This is a genomic window from Micromonospora sp. CNZ309 (assembly GCF_002846525.1).
Genome location: NZ_PJNG01000001.1, coordinates 1869779 through 1885021, shown reverse-complemented (window position 1 = coordinate 1885021; position 15243 = coordinate 1869779). Strand labels below are relative to the sequence as shown.

Sequence of the window (15243 nt, the reverse complement as noted above, 5' to 3'; positions counted from 1 at the left end):
CAACGTTGGCATCCAAGAGCTCGATCGAAAAAGATCGCAGCATCATCCGGGAACTCGTCCAGGACCCGCGACAGACGAACGTGGCGCTCGCCGCCAAGGTCGGCCTGTCGGAAGGGTCGGTCCGACGACGGATGGAAAGGTTGATCGCGGACGGGCAGTTGCAGTTCGCCGCGATTCCCAGCGCCGCGTTCATGGGGCGTCCGGTGCACACACTCTTCGAGATCCAGAGTGCGCCGGGCAGCACCGAACAGCTCATCGACAAGCTCGCGGGCATGCCCGAGATCGCGTACGTCTACCACGTGACCGGGCAGTTCGACGTCATCGCCGTCGGCTACTTCGCCTCCAGCAACGCCATGCGCCGGTTCTGGACGGAGCGCCTGGGCCACCTCGACGGGGTGATGGAGAGCCGCTCGGTGATGGTGCTGCGGGTCGCCAAGCGTGCGCACGAGTGGGCCCGCGACATCGCTGTCACCGGCGACGAGGAGTCCGCCTGGGACGCGAGCTCGGATCCTGGCGCGCCCGGTTCTGAAGTCTGACCAGACCGAAAGAGGCAAGACATGCTGCGCATCACGCTGATCCGCCTTGTATCGGTTATTCCGGTCCTGTTCGGGATCTCGGTGATCTCGTTCCTGGTGATCCGCATGATCCCCGGCGACGTGATCAGCTCGATCATGGGGCAGGACTTCGGCGACCCCGCGATCGAGGCGGAGATGCGCCGCTACTTCGGGCTGGACATGCCCGTGTACGAACAGTTCGTGCGGTGGTTGGGCGCCCTCCTGCAAGGCGACCTCGGCACCTCGATGCGCACCGGTCAGCCGGTGCTCGAAGAGATCATGCAGCGCTTCCCGTCCACGCTGTTGCTGGCCGTGTCGGCGCTGCTGGTCTCGATCCTCATCTCGATCCCGCTCGGTGTGCTCAGCGCCACCAAGCGCAACGGCCTGCTCGACGCCAGCACCCGGGTCGCGTCGCTGATCGGGCTGTCGCTGCCGAACTTCTGGCTCGGCATCCTGTTGGTGTACATCTTCTCGGTCTCGCTGGGCTGGCTGCCGTCACAGGGCGCGGGGGAGGGCGAGGGCTTCCTGGGCAGCCTGAAGTACCTCGTCCTCCCCTCGGTCACCCTCGGCGCCAGCCTCGCGGCGATCAGCATGCGGATGACCCGGTCCAGCATGCTGGAGGTGCTCAACCAGGACTACGTCCGCACGGCCCGCGCCAAGGGGCTGGGCGAACGCGGGGTCATGGTCCGGCACGCCCTGCGCAACTCGCTGATCCCGGTGGTGACCGTGCTGGGCATCCAGGCCGGGGCGTTGCTGGGCGGCACGGTCATCGTGGAACAGGTCTTCGCCTGGCCGGGGCTCGGCACGATGGTCATCCGCGGGATCAGCCAGCGTGACTACCCCGTCGTCCAGGGGACCCTGCTCTTCCTGGCCTTCTTCTACGTCGTGGTCAACCTCCTCGTCGACCTGCTCTACACCTACCTGGATCCGAGGTTGCGCAGTGGTCACTGAAGTCGTTCCCGGCCGCCGCCAACGTCGCGGCAAGCAGCAGGGCGCCTCCCCGAAGTCCGTCGGGCGCCGTGGCGGGCACCTGCTGAGGTTGCTGGCGCGTGACAAGGTCGGCCTGGTCGGGCTGGTCATCGTGGTGCTGATGATCGCAGCCGCCGCGTTGGCCCCGCTGATCTCCCCGTACGACCCGACCGCGATGTCCGACCAGCGGCTCGCCCCGCCCGGCGGCGACTTCCCGCTCGGCGCCGACGAGGCCGGGCGCGACCTGCTCAGCCGGGCGCTCTACGGCGCGCGCACCTCGCTGACGGTGAGCCTGATCGTGGTGACCTGCGCCGGGGCCATCGGCGTCCTGCTGGGGCTGCTCGCCGGCTTCTACCGGGGCGTACTCGACGCGATCATCACCCCGGCGACCGACATCATGTTCTCCTTCCCCACCCTGCTGCTGGCCCTCGCGGTCGTGGCCGCCCGCGGGCCGGGCACGGAGAACCTCGTCCTGGCCCTGGTCATCGTCTTCATCCCCAGCTTCGCCCGGATCGTGCGCGGCACCGCGATGTCGGTGCGCCGGGAGCCGTACGTCGAGTCGGGCCAGGCGGTCGGGCTGAGCAACACCCGGCTCATCCTCAAGTACATCCTGCCCAACTCGGTCGCCCCGATCGCGGTGCAGTTCACCACGAGCATCGCCTACGCGATCCTGATCGAGGCGTCCCTGGGCTACCTCGGGCTCGGTGTGCAGCCGCCCCAACCGTCCTGGGGCTCGATGCTCTCCAACGGCAAGTCCTTCATGGAGATGTCGATCTGGCCGTCGGTCGTACCCGGGGTCTGCATCATGATCGCCGTTCTCGGTTTCAACCTCCTGGGCGACACCCTTCGCGACGTTCTGGACCCGCGGTTGCGGGGCCGCTCCAGTCGCTGACCCGCAAGGAGCACAACCGCGTGGAATCCATCGACGAGCACCTCGTCCGCCGCCTCACCGAGTGGTCCGCGGGTCAGCCACTGCCCGAGCAGACCTCCCCGGACGTCGACGTGGACCCCGGCCTGGCGCTGGACTACCTCGACGCCCAGATCCAGAGCCGGCACCTCGACCTCGCGCTGCGCTGGTTGCAGGCCCAGCAGGAGGGGTTCTACACGATCGGCTCCAGCGGGCACGAGAGCAACGCCGCCGTCGCGCTGGCGCTGCGCCCGACCGATCCCGCCCTGCTGCACTACCGTTCCGGCGGCTTCTACGCCGCGCGGGCCGGTCAGGTCGCCGGCTCCACGCCGATCGCGGACGTGCTGCACTCGGCGGCGGCGTCCCGGCAGGACCCGATCTCCGGTGGTCGGCACAAGGTCTTCGGCCACCGGGACCTGAACGTCATCCCGCAGACGTCGACGATCGCCTCCCACCTGCCGCGGGCCATGGGCCTGGCGTTCGCGCTCGACCGGGGCGCCACCGACACCGGATACCCGGCCGACGCCGTGGTGGTGTGCAGCTTCGGCGACGCCTCGGCCAACCACTCCACGGCGGCCGGCGCCCTCAACGCCGTGGGCTACAGCGCCCACCAGGGCATCCCGGCACCGCTGCTGTTCGTCTGCGAGGACAACGGCATCGGCATCAGCACCCGTTCCCCGCGGGGCTGGGTGCGCCGGATGCTGTCGGCCCTGCCCGGCATCGACTACGCGTACGCCGACGGCACCGACCCCGCCGGCCTGCTGGCCACCGCGGCCGACGTGGCGCATCAGGTACGTACCCGGCGCCGGCCCGCCGTGCTGCACCTGAGCACCGTACGGTTCATGGGCCACGCCGGTTCCGACGCCGAACTGGCCTACCGCACCCGCGCGGAGATCCTCGCCGACCACGCCCGCGATCCGATCCTGGCGACCGCGGCCCTGCTCGCGCGGCGCGGGATGCTCGGCCCGGCCGAGACCCTCGACCGCTACGAGCATTGCCGCAAGCGGGTGATGGAGCAGGCCGAGCTGATGCTGGGCCGGGTCGGGCGACTGGACGACCCGGCGGCGGTGACCGCACCGTTGACCGCCCGGCGGGTGGACCGGGTCAGCGCTGCCGCGCGCCGCGCCGCTGCCGGGCGGGAGAGGGCGTTCGGCGGCAGGCCCCCCGAGTCCCGCGGCCCGCTCACCCTGGCCCAGTCGATCAATGCCGCCCTGCACGACGCGCTGCTGACCTGGCCGCAGGCTCAGGTCTTCGGCGAGGACGTGGCGCGCAAGGGCGGCGTCTACGGCGTCACCCGGGGGCTGCGGAAGGTCTTCGGGGCCAGCCGGGTCTTCGACACCCTCCTCGACGAACAGACCATCCTCGGGGTGGCGCTCGGCGGGGCCCTGGCCGGCACGCTGCCGATCCCGGAGATCCAGTACCTGGCCTACCTGCACAACGCGGAGGACCAGCTGCGCGGTGAGGCCGCGTCGCTGCGTTTCTTCTCCGACGGGCAGTACTCCAACGGCATGGTGGTACGGATCGCCGGCCTGGCCTACCAGAAGGGGTTCGGCGGGCACTTCCACAACGACAACTCGGTGGCGGTGCTGCGGGACATCCCCGGGCTGGCCTTCGCGGTCGCCGCACACCCGGCCACCGCCCCCGCCCTGCTGCGCCAGTGTCTCGCCCTGGCCGAGCAGGAGGGGCGGGTGTGTGTCTTCCTGGAGCCGATCGCGCTCTACCACCGCCGTGACCTGCACACCGACGGCGACGGCGGCTGGCTCGCCGACTATCCGGCGCCGGCCGACTGGGCGGCGACGGAGAACCCGCTCGGCCAGGTGCGGACGGTGTGCGAGGGCACGGACCTGGCGTTGGTCACCTTCGGCAACGGCGTTCCGATGAGCCTGCGGGTGGCCGCGACGCTGGCCCGGGAACGACAGGTCAGCACCCGGGTCATCGATCTGCAGTGGCTGGCGCCGCTGCCGGCCGTGAGCCTGCGCGCCGCGCTCGCCGGGATCTCGCGGGTGCTCGTCGTCGACGAGAGCCGCACCAGTGGCGGCGTCTCCGAGGCGGTGGTGGCCGCGCTGGTCGACCGCGGCTTCACCGGCCGGATCTCGCGCGTCAACAGCGTCGACAGCTACGTCCCCCTTGGCCCGGCCGCCGACCAGGTGCTGCTGGGCGAGGACGACGTGCTGGCGGCGGCCCGCTCGTTGCTCGGGTGATCCCCGGCAGGACGCAGGCCGCCGGCGGCCCACCCGATCGACCGGGTGGGCCGCCGGCGCGTCTGCGGGACGCGTACGGCGTGTCCGCCCTGTCGAGCTGAGTCGTTGACGACATCAGGCGCCGCGTCCGTCCCCGGTCGGCAGCGGCCGGGCACGACGTGAGGGCGGCGGAGCACCCGTATCCAGGTGCTCCGCCGCCCTCACGACGCGGGCGGGTCGCTCAGTACCCCAGCTCGGGCTGACGCTTCGTGCCGGTCAACGGCTCACCGGCCAGGTACAGGTCGAAGTTGGCGCAGAAGTCCGCGTAGAGCCGTTGCAGGTTGCCCGAACCCCGGAACGACGTGTGCGGGGTGACCGTCGTGCGGGGCAGCCCCCACAACCGGTGCTCCGGGGGCAGCGGCTCCTCCTCGAACACGTCGAGCACGGCACCGGCGATGCGGCCCTGCCGCATGGCGTCGACGAGGGCGTCCTCGACGACCAGCGCACCCCGCCCGACGTTGACCAGGATGCCGGTCTCCTTCATCGCCGCGAAGCGCTCGGCGTCGAAGAAGTACCGGTTCTCCCTGGTCAGTGGCATGGCCAGCACCACGGAGTCGGCCTCGGGCAGCAGCGCGAGGTGGTCGGCGAACGAGACCACCCGGTCGAAGCCCTCGGCGGGCGTACCCGCCCGGTTGACCCCGATCACGGTGACGCCCAGGGCCCGGGCGCGCCAGGCCACCTCGCGCCCGATCCCGCCGGTGCCGAAGACCAGCATGGTGCTGCCGATGAGGTCCCGGCCGACGATGCGCACCCACTCCCGGCGCTCCTGGGCCTCGCGCAGTTCGGGAAACGCCCGCTGGTGCAGCAGCACCGCACCGATGACGTACTCGGCGATCGGCACGTTGTACGAGTTCCCGGAGCGGGTGTAGACCAGCCCCTCGTCGAGGCGGCGGCGCATGATGTCGCCGCCCACCCAGTCGAACCCGGCGGCGGTGATCTGGACCCAGCGCAGGCCGTCGCACTTGCTGAGCAGTTCGTCGAAGGTGTCCTCGTTCATCGCGCTGCGCAGGATCACCTCGGCGTCGAGGTACTCCGCGCGTACCGGCTCGTCCTCCGGCACCGACGTGAACCGGCACTGGGGATAGCGCTCGCGCAGCTGTGGCAGCAGCTCGGCCAGGTTCGGCGTGATCAGGACGTGGGGTCCCCCGGTGGCGACGGTCATGACGACTCCTGCGCCTGCTTCTTCCGCTCGTTGTAGGTCAGGCCGCCCTTGGCCCAGTTGTCGTACGAGACCTCGTACAGCAGGACGTGGGTGTTCTCCCGCGGGGAGCCGTACTTGACCAGCACGTCGGTCAGCTCGGCGATGATCGCGTTCTTGGTCTCCTGGTCACGCTTGCCGATCTCGGCACGGATGATTGCCATCGTCCTCAGTTCTCCTTTGTCGTCGCCGCCGCGGCGAAGTCGGGATTGTTGGCGTACTCGGCCTTGACCGCGAGGTAGGCGAAGGCGTGCGTGACACCGGTCCGCAGCACCCCGTCGAAGACCTCGCGGGCCTTCTCGATGTCGCCCTGGTAGTAGTGCCAGTTGCCCAGACCGTAGCCCTGAGTGACGGTCTTCAGGTCGTTGCCGTCACACATGGCCCACAGCTGCTCCGGGGTGATGTCGCCCGTGTAGAGCTGCATCCGGCCCTCGTAGCCGACCAGGTGGTCCTCCTGGACCAGGGCGATCGTGCGGAACCGGTCGAGCACCTCCTCGGCCTCGGCCGGCCGGCCGAGGCGGCGCAACGCCATGTACTGCCAGTCCTGCGACGCCACGGTGCCCTCCTGGTGCCGCGAGGACTCCTCGGCCGCGCGGAAGCTGGGCAGGCAGCCCTCGAAGTCGCCGCTCAGGTACTGGGCGACCCCGAGGTGGTACCAGATGCCGGCGTGCAGCGTCGTGTTGTACCGGCCGAGGGCCTGCGGGTCCTGGGCGGCCATGGTGTCGGTGAGGTGCTGCGGGCGTACCTGCTCGGGCCGGCCGAGGATCAGGCTGACGACGTCCTTCTCCACCTCGGGCTGGTACATCTCGTACTCGTCCTCGACGCCGGGCAGCTGGTCGGCTGCGGCGCGCAGGTCGGCGATGGCGCCGGCGTAGTCGCCGATCGAGATGCGCCGGTGCCCACGGAAGCGCAGCAGGCGTGCGCTGCCCGGCTCCAGTTCGAGCGCCTCGGTCAGCAGCGCCACCGACTCGCCGTGCTTGTTGAGATAGCCCTTGAGCCGGGCTGCGATGACGTAGCGGTCGGTCAGCGGTACAGCCGTCATGGGCCTGCCTTTCGTCGTCCTGCGGGGGTGGCGGGGGCGCCGGGAGGCCGGCGTCCCCGCCACGGCGTCAGCGGTCGAGCCAGATGTGCCGGTAGAAGCGGTACGTCGGTGTCGGGTCGCCCTGGTATCCCATGACGTCCTTCTGCACCACGTCGAAGTCCGCGTTCAGGAAGGTCATGGCCACCGGCCCGCGATCGGCCAGGATCTTCTCGGCCTGCTGGTAGAGCGCGGCGCGCTTGTCCTTGTCCATCTCCGAGCGGGCCTGCACGACGAGGTTCTCGTACTCCTGGTCGCTCCAGTTGCCGTAGTTCAGGCCGCCGCCGGAGAGGAAGCTGGCGGTGAACCGCTCGTCCGGGTCGTAGGTCAGACCGAAGCCGGACTGGTACATGTCGAAGTCGGCGGACTTCGTCTTCGTGTCGGCGATGGTCGACTCGACCGACTCGATGGTCACCTTGATGCCGATCTTGGCGAGCTGCTGCTGCTCCACCTCGGCCGAGCGCACCTGGAACGCCGACGTGGCGATGACCATGAGCTTGGCCTCGAAGCCGTTCGGATACCCGGCCTCGGCCAGCAACGCCTTGGCCTTCTCGACGTCGGCCTTGCCGTAGATCGGCTCCTGCACCGCGCCGAACCGGTCCGGCGGCAGGTATCCGGCGTTGAGCGCGGTCCCGAAGCCGGAGTTGGCCACGTTGAGGATCTCCTGGCGGTCGAGCGCGAGGAAGATGGCCTGCCGGACCTTCACGTTGTCGTACGGGGCCTTGGAGGTGTTGAGCCGCAGGTGCAGCGAGAGCGACCCGGAGCCGCCGTACCACTTGAGCTTCTCGTCGCGCTTGAGCGCGTCGATGAACTCGGGCGCGGGACGCCAGAGGAAGTCGACGGTGCCGCTGCGTACCGCTGCGGCACGGGCGTTGTCGTCCGGGTTGAACGTGAAGTCCATCCCGTCGAGGTAGGGGACGCCCGGCTCCCAGTACTGGGCGTGCTTGTCGAGCTTGATGGCCTGGCCGGTGACCCGCGAGGCCATCTTGAAGGGGCCGCTGCCGCCGTCGACGCTGCCGTTGAGGCCGCCCGCCTCGGCCACCGTGCGGTCCACGATCGACGAGGCGGCGGTGGAGAGCAGGGTCAGGATCGCGGCGTTCGGCTTGGCCAGCTTCATCTCGACGGTACGTTCGTCCAGCGCCGTGACCGAGGTGATGCCCTCGTAGCTACGGGCCCGTGGCGCCCGGGTCGCCGGGTCCTTGATCCGTTCGATCGAGTACTTCACGTCCGCCGCGGTCACCTTGCGCCCGCTGTGGAAGACGGCGTTGTCGCGCAGCTTGAACGTCACCGACAGGCCGTCGGTGCTCTGCGTCCACGACTCCGCGATGGCCGGCTTGATCTCGCCCCGGTACGACTGCACCAGCGACTCGTAGATCTGCTCGTTGATGACGAAGGCCGAGGTCTCCGACATGCGGTGCGGGTCGAGTTCGTTCGCGTCCAGCCGGATCATGACCCGGAGCCGACCGCCGGACTTCGGGGTGCCTGCCGGCTGCGACTCGTCCTGAAGGCGGACGTTGCCGCTCAGGCCGTCGTTGGAGCTGCTGCCGCTGTTCTTGGACGGAGGCTCACCGCCTCCGCAGCCGGCGGCGAGCGCCGAGATGACGCCCACTGCCAGCACCTTGGTCAAAACACGAGTTCGCATGGGTCTCCTTGGCTGGTATCACGATCAGCACTTACAGGTCAGGCCGGTTTCCACGTCTGTCCGTAGACCCGGAGCCAGTTGCCGCCGAGGATCTTGGTCACGTCAGCCGGCGAGAAGCCGCCGTTCAACAGCGCCTCGGTGAAGTTGGGGAAGTCCGCGGCGTCGTCCATCCCGATCGCCCGGCGCTCGGTCCAGCCGAAGTCGCCGAGGAGGTTCTGGTGCTCCTTGGACTTCGACCGGGCGATGGACTCCAACTGCGCGATCCGCATCGGCTCGGTCCACGTCTCGTCGTAGTCGGTGGCGATCGCGACGTGGTCGATGCCGGCCACCTCCACCACGCGGCTGACGTGCTCGACGAAGCGGGCGAGATCCGGACGCCGGGACGGGTCCTCCGGGTAGTACAGGAAACCTGACAAGGTGGTGATGCCCATGACGCCGCCCTGCTCGGCGAGGCTGCGCAGGTATCCGTCGGACTTGGCCCGGATGTGCGGCGACATCGCGTCGCAGAAGGAATGGGTGACGACGACCGGCTTGGCGGACGCCTCCATGGCGTCCAGGCCGGTGCGCTCGCCACAGTGCGAGACGTCGACCAGGATGCCCAGCTCGTCCATCGCCTGGACGAAGCGGCGACCCCGGTGCGTCAGACCCGAGTCGGTCTCCTCGCCGCAGCCGGCGCCGAGCAGGTTCTGCCGCTGGTAGGTCAGTTGCAGGATGCGGACGCCGAGATCGTAGAAGGTGCCGAGCAGGTCGAGATCGACGCCGATCATCTCGGTGTCCTGCGGGCCGAAGATGACGGCTTCCTTGCCCTCGGCCTTGGCCCGCTCGATGTCGGCGACGGTCAGCGCGAGCAGCACGTCGTCGGAGTGTTCGTCGATCCACCTGCGGCAGCGGTTCACCTCCCGCAGGGCGGTGACCGTGTCCGCGTACGGCCTGGTGACGGTGTGGTTGACAGCGGTGACGCCGCCTCGCCGGATCCGGTCGAGGTGGGCGTCGCTGAGCTCGATGACCGTGCTCCCGTCCACCACGGTGGCGGCGGCGTGGAGGTCGGTCGCCAAGTTGGCGGGAATTTCCGTGGTGGCAGTGTTCACGTCATCTCCAGGATCATCGGAAGATGGTGAGACCCTACGAGTGCCGGCGGTTCATGTCCATAGATCCTGGCTAACTCGTCAAATAATCGGCTCTGAGCGACGAATTTCGTCGTATTGACGGGTCGCGAGTCGTTCTACAGGAGCGCTACCGGACAAACAGGACGACCTCCTGCTCCTGGCCTGATCACGGGATCGTGGCGCGTCCGGCCGGGACCTGCGGGTCGGAGGACGGCGGGCCGCGTACGGCGTCCCACCGACGTCCGGCATGATCACCCTGCGGCGGGGTCCCGTCGCGGAGCCGAGCGACCGGCGGACGGCGGACGTGCCGTCACGCGAGGGGGAGTGGACCGTGGCCACCGAACGGATCGGGCCGCCCGTCACGGGGGACGAGCGCGAGATGCTGCGCGCCTTCCTCGACTACCACCGGGCGACCCTCGCGATGAAGTGCGACGGCCTGTCCGACGAGGACCTGCGCCGGCGGTCGATGCCCCCGTCCACCCTGTCGCTGCTCGGCCTGGTCCGGCACATGGCGGAGGTGGAGCGGGCCTGGTTCCGCCGCACCATCGACGGCGAGGACGTGCCGCTGGTCTGGTCGGACTCCGGCGACTTCCAGGTGGCGTACGACGCGAGCGGCGCCACCCGCGCCGACGCCTTCGACGCCTGGCAGCGGGAGGTGGCGCACTCCCGCCGTATCGAGCGCGCCGCCGAGTCGCTCGACGTGACCGGCCGCCACGCCAGGTCCGGCGAGGACGTGTCCCTGCGGCTGGTGATGCTGCACCTGATCCACGAGTACGCCCGACACAACGGTCACGCCGACCTGCTGCGCGAGGGCATCGACGGCGCCGTCGGCGCCTGAGCCGGCGGCGGCACCCGCGCCCGGCGTGCGCTCAGCCGCCGGCGCGCAGCGGCAGCCAGGCCAGCACGTCCTGGATCTTCGCGTCCCAGTACGCCCAGTCGTGCGCGCCGGGGGAGAAGTCCACGGTGAGCGGCACGCCCCGCTCGCGGGCCGCCGAGACGAAGGTCAGGTTGTCCTCGTACAGGAAGTCCTCGGTGCCGCAGGCGACGCGCAGCGCGGGCAGGTCGTCGCCCGTGGCCCTGCCGAGCAGGGCGAGGAGGTCGTCGTCGCTGCCCGCGACGGTGCGCTCGCCGAAGGCGGTGTGCCAGACGGCGGGGTCGAGGGGCGCGGTCGTGGCGTGGCGGCGGGCGGCCACGTCGAGCGCGCCGGAGAGGCTCGCCGCGGCCGCGAAGCGGCCCGGCTCGCGCAGCGCCCACTTCAGCGCGCCGTAGCCACCCATCGAGAGCCCGGCGACGAAGGTGTCCTCCCGGCGCGCGGAGAGCCGGAAGAACCCGTGGCACAGCCGGGGCAGCTCCTCGGTGAGGAAGGTCCAGTACCGGTTACCGTGCTCCTCGTCGGCGTAGAAGCTGCGCCCGACCTGCGGCATCACCACGGCCAGGCCGAGCGGCGCCACGTACCGCTCGATCGAGGTGCGGCGCAGCCAGATCGTGTCGTCGTCGGACAGGCCGTGCAGCAGGTAGAGCACGGGTGGGTCGCCCTGCCCGGCGCTGCCGGACATGCCGATCTGCGTGGTGGTCCGCTGGGGCAGGATCACCGTCATCGAGGTGCTGAGACCGAGCACCTCGGAGTAGAAGTCGACACGCGTCAGGGCCACGGTCGTCGACCGTAGCGGATCGTCAGGTCCAGTACAGGACCCGGCAGGCCGGCAGCCGGGCCGCCAGCTCGCGCTCGAACCAGGAGCGCAGCTCCGCCATGGTGTCGCGCGGGTAGACGTACTTCACCGCGCCGAACCTGCCGTACCTGCGGGTGCGGGCGGACTCGTCCATCTCCAGGCGGGTACGTGGGTACCAGCCGAGCAGCACCTCCCTGCTGCCCGGGGTGAAGCGGTGGGTGATCAGCTCGGCGGTCAGGTCGAGCCCGCGCACCCCGGCGACGGCGCCGGCCACCGCTTCGAGCAGCTCGCCGTAGTGCTCACGCCAGCCGGGCAGCGGCATGATCGGCGCGATGGTCAGGCCCACGGGGTAGCCGTCGAGGGCGAGCCGACGCAGTCCCGACAGCCGGTCCGCGACCGTGGCGGTGCCGCCCTCCATCCGCTCGCTGACCGGGCGGCAGTTGACACTGAACCGCACGCGGGTGCGGCCGGCGTGCGGCAGCCCGACGAACGTGTCGACGTCGGCGTACTTGGTGGTCCAGCGCAGCTGCACCGGGGCGTCCCAGCCGGCGAAGTGCTCCACGGCCCGCCGCCAGCTGCCGGTGAGGTGCTCCAGGGCCAGCGGATCGGTGTAGCAGGACGCCTCGAAGGTGGTGCCCTCGCCGGCCCGCGCGGTGCTGCGGCTGGTCACCGTGCCCCGCCCGGCGTAGTCGGCCAGGCCGGCGAGGATGTCGTCCAGGTCGGCGTAGACCCGCGTCACCGGCGGTCCCGACAGCGAGCCGGCCAGGTAGCAGTACTGGCAGTGGGCGGGGCAGCCCTCCGCCAGGTCGAAGCGCCAGTCGGCGCTGGGCGCGATGGGTTGCAGCCTGCGGCGCGCCGGCGGGCTGACCACGATCGCCATGGTCGCCTTCGCCCGCGCGTACGTCTGCCGTTCCGTGTCGCCCCGGACGCCGGTGAGCCGGTTGGCGCGCAGCCGCTCGACCTCGATGCCCAGGGCCTCGACCCGCTCGGCGATCCGCCGGCCGTGCGGATGGTCGAGTGCGGCCGGCGTGGCGACCACCCGGCGCGGCGTCCACCGCCGCGCCGGGCGCGCCGCCGGTGCGAGCCCGGCCAGGTCGCGGGTCGGCACGCGTTCGCCGCTGGCGTCGTGCGGCGCGGGCGGTACGTCGACGGCCAGCGGCTCGTCGACGTCCACGGGCTCCGCCCCGGGTCTCATCCGCGCCGGTTACCCGCCCCGCCGGCCGGCAACCCCGGGGTGGTCAGCCGCGCGTCGGTGCCCCGTCCGGCCCGCGCCCCGCCGCCGGCGCCAGTCGGGCGTCGAGGGCGTCGAGGTCGGGGACGAACCACACGTGCCCGGACCGGTTCGACTCGTGGACGAGGGCGCGCAGGGCCGAGCTGGACGCGAGATGCGCGGCGATGTCGCCGACGACGACCAGGCGGATGCGGTAGTTGACGAACTTCTGCATGATCTCGCCGGCGAAGCGGGTGCCGAGGGCGAAGAACGAGGGGTCGAGCCGGCTCGCCGGCACGGCCACCAGTTGGGCGCCGAGGAAGGCCGCGCCGATCAGGTCCAGCGCGTCCTGCTCGGTGGTCACGGGGGGACCGTCCGGGTCGCACACCAGCACCGGCACCCCGGCCCGCTCCTGGATGACGTCAGGCACCGCCAACCTCCCCGGTGAGCAGGCCGTTGTCGCCGTCGAGCACGGCGTCGACGAGACGCAGCACGTCGGCGGTGGCCGAGGCGCCGCCCAGTATCACGATCTTCATGCGGTTTCGCTCCTCGTCGTGGACGGTCTGGATGCGCAGCGGGTGTGCGGGCTGGTGGTTGGTGTTCGCCGTGGCCAGGACGAGCGTGGCCAGCCGGTCGGCCGCGGCCCGGTCGACGCCGTCGATCTGCAGGATGCTCGACACCTCCACCGCCGCGCCGCCGGCGGGCGCCGGCCGGCCGGTCAGCGCGTCGAGGTCGGCGCGGGCGATCCGGTACTGCTTGCCGATCCGCACCGCCCTGAGCCGACCGGCGCGGATGTAGCCGCGCACGGTGCGCACGTGCAGTCCCAACCGCTCGGCCACCTGCTCCACCGAGAACATTTCCTCACTCATCGGTACCCAACCTAGCCCTAACAGGGAAGGTTAGGGAAGTTCTTATCCTCTCCGCCGGGTACATGTGTCCCCGAATATCCATTGCGCCGCCCCCACGGCCCGCCTACCGTCGTCGGCGCAAGGTCAACCGAACCACCCAGGGGAGTACGCCGTGTCGCAGCGCACCCGCACCGACGCCACGTGGCCGACGCCGCGTGGTGGGGCCGCGCTGTCCACAGGCGGACGGGCCCGCGGGCGGTGCCGCCCCGAACAGGGGCGGCTACAGGGGCGGCTACAGGGGCGGTGGCGCGGCTAGCGCCGACGCGTACGCGCAGCCGCCCACCCCACCGGGGAACGGGCGGCTCTTTCGTCCACCCGGTGCGAACCAGGTCGACCGCCGCACCCGTCGGGCCCCGCCCTTCGGGCCGGCCGCGCGCCGGGCGCGGGGAGAGGCCGAGCAGCCACTCCCACCGGGTTCGACTCCCGGGCGGCCGTCGATCCCTTCCGGTCCCGCCGTTGCGGCGACGACCAGCCGACGACACGAGGAGACGACGATGAGCTACACCCCGCTCGCGGGCACCCGCGCGCCGGTACGGGTCTGGACCGACCCGTACGCCATCGAGCCGCAGGCCGCCCAGCAGCTGCGCAACATCGGTGCGCTGCCCTGGGTGCAGGGCGTCGCGGTCATGCCGGACGTGCACTTCGGCAAGGGCGCCACGGTCGGCTCGGTCATCGCGATGCGGCAGGCCGTCTCGCCGGCGGCGGTCGGCGTCGACATCGGCTGCGGCATGTCGGCGGTGCGCACCTCGCTGACCGCCGCCGACCTCCCCGACGACCTGGCGGGGCTGCGCTCGGCGATCGAGGCCACCATCCCGGTCGGGTTCAACCAGCGGGAGAAGCCGGTCGACCCGCGCCGGGTCCGTGGCCTGGAGCAGGCCGGCTGGGACGACTTCTGGCGCCGGTTCGCCGACCTCGACCGGCGGGTGGCGCAGCTGGAGACGCGGGCCCAGCGGCAGATGGGCACGCTCGGCGGCGGCAACCACTTCATCGAGGTCTGCCTGGAGCAGGGCGGCGCCGACGACGGACGGGTGTGGCTGATGCTGCACTCCGGCTCCCGTAACATCGGCAAGGAGTTGGCGGAGCGGCACATCGCCGTCGCCCGGCGGCTGCCGCACAACACCGACCTGCCCGACCGCGACCTCGCGGTGTTCCTCGCCGGCACGCCGGAGATGGACGCCTACCGCCGGGACCTGTGGTGGGCGCAGGAGTACGCGCGGCGCAACCGGGCGGTCATGCTCGCCCTGCTCTGCGGGGTGGTACGGGAGCAGTTCCCGCACGTCGGCTACGACGAGCCGATCAGCTGCCACCACAACTACGTGGCGGAGGAGAGCTACGACGGCGTCGACGTGCTGGTCACCCGCAAGGGGGCGATCCGGGCCGGCCGGGGGGACCTGGGCGTCATCCCGGGCTCGATGGGCACCGGCTCGTACGTCGTGCGGGGCAAGGGCAACCCGGACGCGTACTGCTCCGCCTCGCACGGGGCGGGGCGGCGCATGTCGCGGGCGCAGGCGAAGCGCACGTACAGCACCGCCGACCTGGCCGCGCAGACGGCCGGCGTGGAGTGCCGCAAGGACGCCGGCGTGGTCGACGAGATCCCCGGCGCGTACAAGGACATCACCCAGGTGATGGCGCAGCAGGAGGACCTGGTCGAGGTGGTCGCGCACCTCAAGCAGGTGGTCTGCGTGAAGGGCTGAGCGGCGACCGGCGCCCGGACGGGGGCGGGCGCCGGTCGTACGGCCCGGCGGCGCGGCCGGCGTCCGG

General features: G+C 71.1%; 15 protein-coding genes. 6 read left to right on the top strand and 9 right to left on the bottom strand.

What is annotated here, in order from left to right; genetic code table 11:
• Positions 1 to 5: 5 nt before the first annotated feature.
• The 4 genes from CLT72_RS07525 (at position 6) to CLT72_RS07510 (ending at position 4631) form a co-directional block, all read left to right on the top strand.
• Entirely contained in the window at positions 6 to 536 is a 531-nt protein-coding gene (locus CLT72_RS07525) for an Lrp/AsnC family transcriptional regulator (protein ID WP_101410296.1), read from the top strand.
• Positions 537 to 557: 21 nt separating this feature from the next.
• Positions 558 to 1505: a nickel ABC transporter permease gene (gene nikB, locus CLT72_RS07520; RefSeq protein WP_250102417.1), complete on the top strand. Its 948-nt coding sequence runs from the start codon at positions 558 to 560 to the stop codon at positions 1503 to 1505.
• On the top strand, positions 1495 to 2415 hold the full coding sequence (locus CLT72_RS07515) for an ABC transporter permease (protein WP_250102418.1): 921 nt from the start codon (positions 1495 to 1497) through the stop codon (positions 2413 to 2415). The genes nikB and CLT72_RS07515 overlap by 11 nt, the downstream gene beginning before the upstream one ends.
• 80 nt (positions 2416 to 2495) lie before the next feature.
• Positions 2496 to 4631, top strand: coding sequence for a thiamine pyrophosphate-dependent enzyme (locus CLT72_RS07510; protein ID WP_486484367.1), 2136 nt, complete (start codon positions 2496 to 2498; stop codon positions 4629 to 4631).
• A 220-nt stretch (positions 4632 to 4851) separates the two neighbouring features.
• Here the strand turns inward: CLT72_RS07510 and CLT72_RS07505 are convergent, their stop codons facing one another.
• The 5 genes from CLT72_RS07505 to CLT72_RS07485 form a co-directional block, all read right to left on the bottom strand.
• Positions 4852 to 5832 carry a D-2-hydroxyacid dehydrogenase gene (locus CLT72_RS07505; protein ID WP_101410292.1) on the bottom strand — a complete coding sequence of 327 codons (981 nt, stop codon included), beginning with the start codon at positions 5830 to 5832 and terminating at the stop codon, positions 4852 to 4854.
• Positions 5829 to 6032 carry a tautomerase family protein gene (locus CLT72_RS07500; protein WP_089000078.1) on the bottom strand — a complete coding sequence of 68 codons (204 nt, stop codon included), beginning with the start codon at positions 6030 to 6032 and terminating at the stop codon, positions 5829 to 5831. The genes CLT72_RS07505 and CLT72_RS07500 overlap by 4 nt, the downstream gene beginning before the upstream one ends.
• A gap of 5 nt (positions 6033 to 6037) precedes the next feature.
• Positions 6038 to 6910: a tetratricopeptide repeat protein gene (locus tag CLT72_RS07495; RefSeq protein ID WP_101410290.1), complete on the bottom strand. Its 873-nt coding sequence runs from the start codon at positions 6908 to 6910 to the stop codon at positions 6038 to 6040.
• Positions 6911 to 6977: 67 nt separating this feature from the next.
• Complete coding sequence (locus tag CLT72_RS07490; protein ID WP_101410288.1) at positions 6978 to 8588, bottom strand: ABC transporter substrate-binding protein; 1611 nt, start codon at positions 8586 to 8588, stop codon at positions 6978 to 6980.
• 38 nt (positions 8589 to 8626) lie between these two features.
• Positions 8627 to 9676, bottom strand: a complete 1050-nt coding sequence (locus tag CLT72_RS07485; protein ID WP_101410286.1) for a dipeptidase — start codon at positions 9674 to 9676, stop codon at positions 8627 to 8629.
• A gap of 265 nt (positions 9677 to 9941) precedes the next feature.
• Between CLT72_RS07485 and CLT72_RS07480 the strand changes: the two genes are divergently transcribed.
• Positions 9942 to 10532: a DinB family protein gene (locus tag CLT72_RS07480; RefSeq protein ID WP_199184510.1), complete on the top strand. Its 591-nt coding sequence runs from the start codon at positions 9942 to 9944 to the stop codon at positions 10530 to 10532.
• A gap of 31 nt (positions 10533 to 10563) precedes the next feature.
• Here the strand turns inward: CLT72_RS07480 and CLT72_RS07475 are convergent, their stop codons facing one another.
• Genes CLT72_RS07475 through CLT72_RS07460 form a run of 4 tightly spaced genes read right to left on the bottom strand, consistent with a single transcriptional unit; the run spans position 10564 to position 13443 of the window.
• Positions 10564 to 11346, bottom strand: a complete 783-nt coding sequence (locus tag CLT72_RS07475; protein WP_101410284.1) for an alpha/beta hydrolase — start codon at positions 11344 to 11346, stop codon at positions 10564 to 10566.
• 22 nt (positions 11347 to 11368) lie between these two features.
• Positions 11369 to 12559, bottom strand: a complete 1191-nt coding sequence (locus CLT72_RS07470; protein WP_199184509.1) for a spore photoproduct lyase family protein — start codon at positions 12557 to 12559, stop codon at positions 11369 to 11371.
• A gap of 43 nt (positions 12560 to 12602) precedes the next feature.
• On the bottom strand, positions 12603 to 13004 hold the full coding sequence (locus CLT72_RS07465; RefSeq protein ID WP_101410282.1) for a DUF4180 domain-containing protein: 402 nt from the start codon (positions 13002 to 13004) through the stop codon (positions 12603 to 12605).
• The gene (locus tag CLT72_RS07460; protein ID WP_358168692.1) at positions 12997 to 13443 is read right to left on the bottom strand and encodes a helix-turn-helix domain-containing protein; all 447 of its coding nucleotides are present in this window, start codon (positions 13441 to 13443) and stop codon (positions 12997 to 12999) included. Before CLT72_RS07460 ends, CLT72_RS07465 begins: the two co-directional genes overlap by 8 nt.
• Positions 13444 to 13976: 533 nt before the next feature.
• Here CLT72_RS07460 and CLT72_RS07455 point away from each other — a divergent pair.
• Positions 13977 to 15176, top strand: coding sequence for an RtcB family protein (locus tag CLT72_RS07455; protein ID WP_101410278.1), 1200 nt, complete (start codon positions 13977 to 13979; stop codon positions 15174 to 15176).
• Positions 15177 to 15243 lie beyond the last annotated feature (67 nt).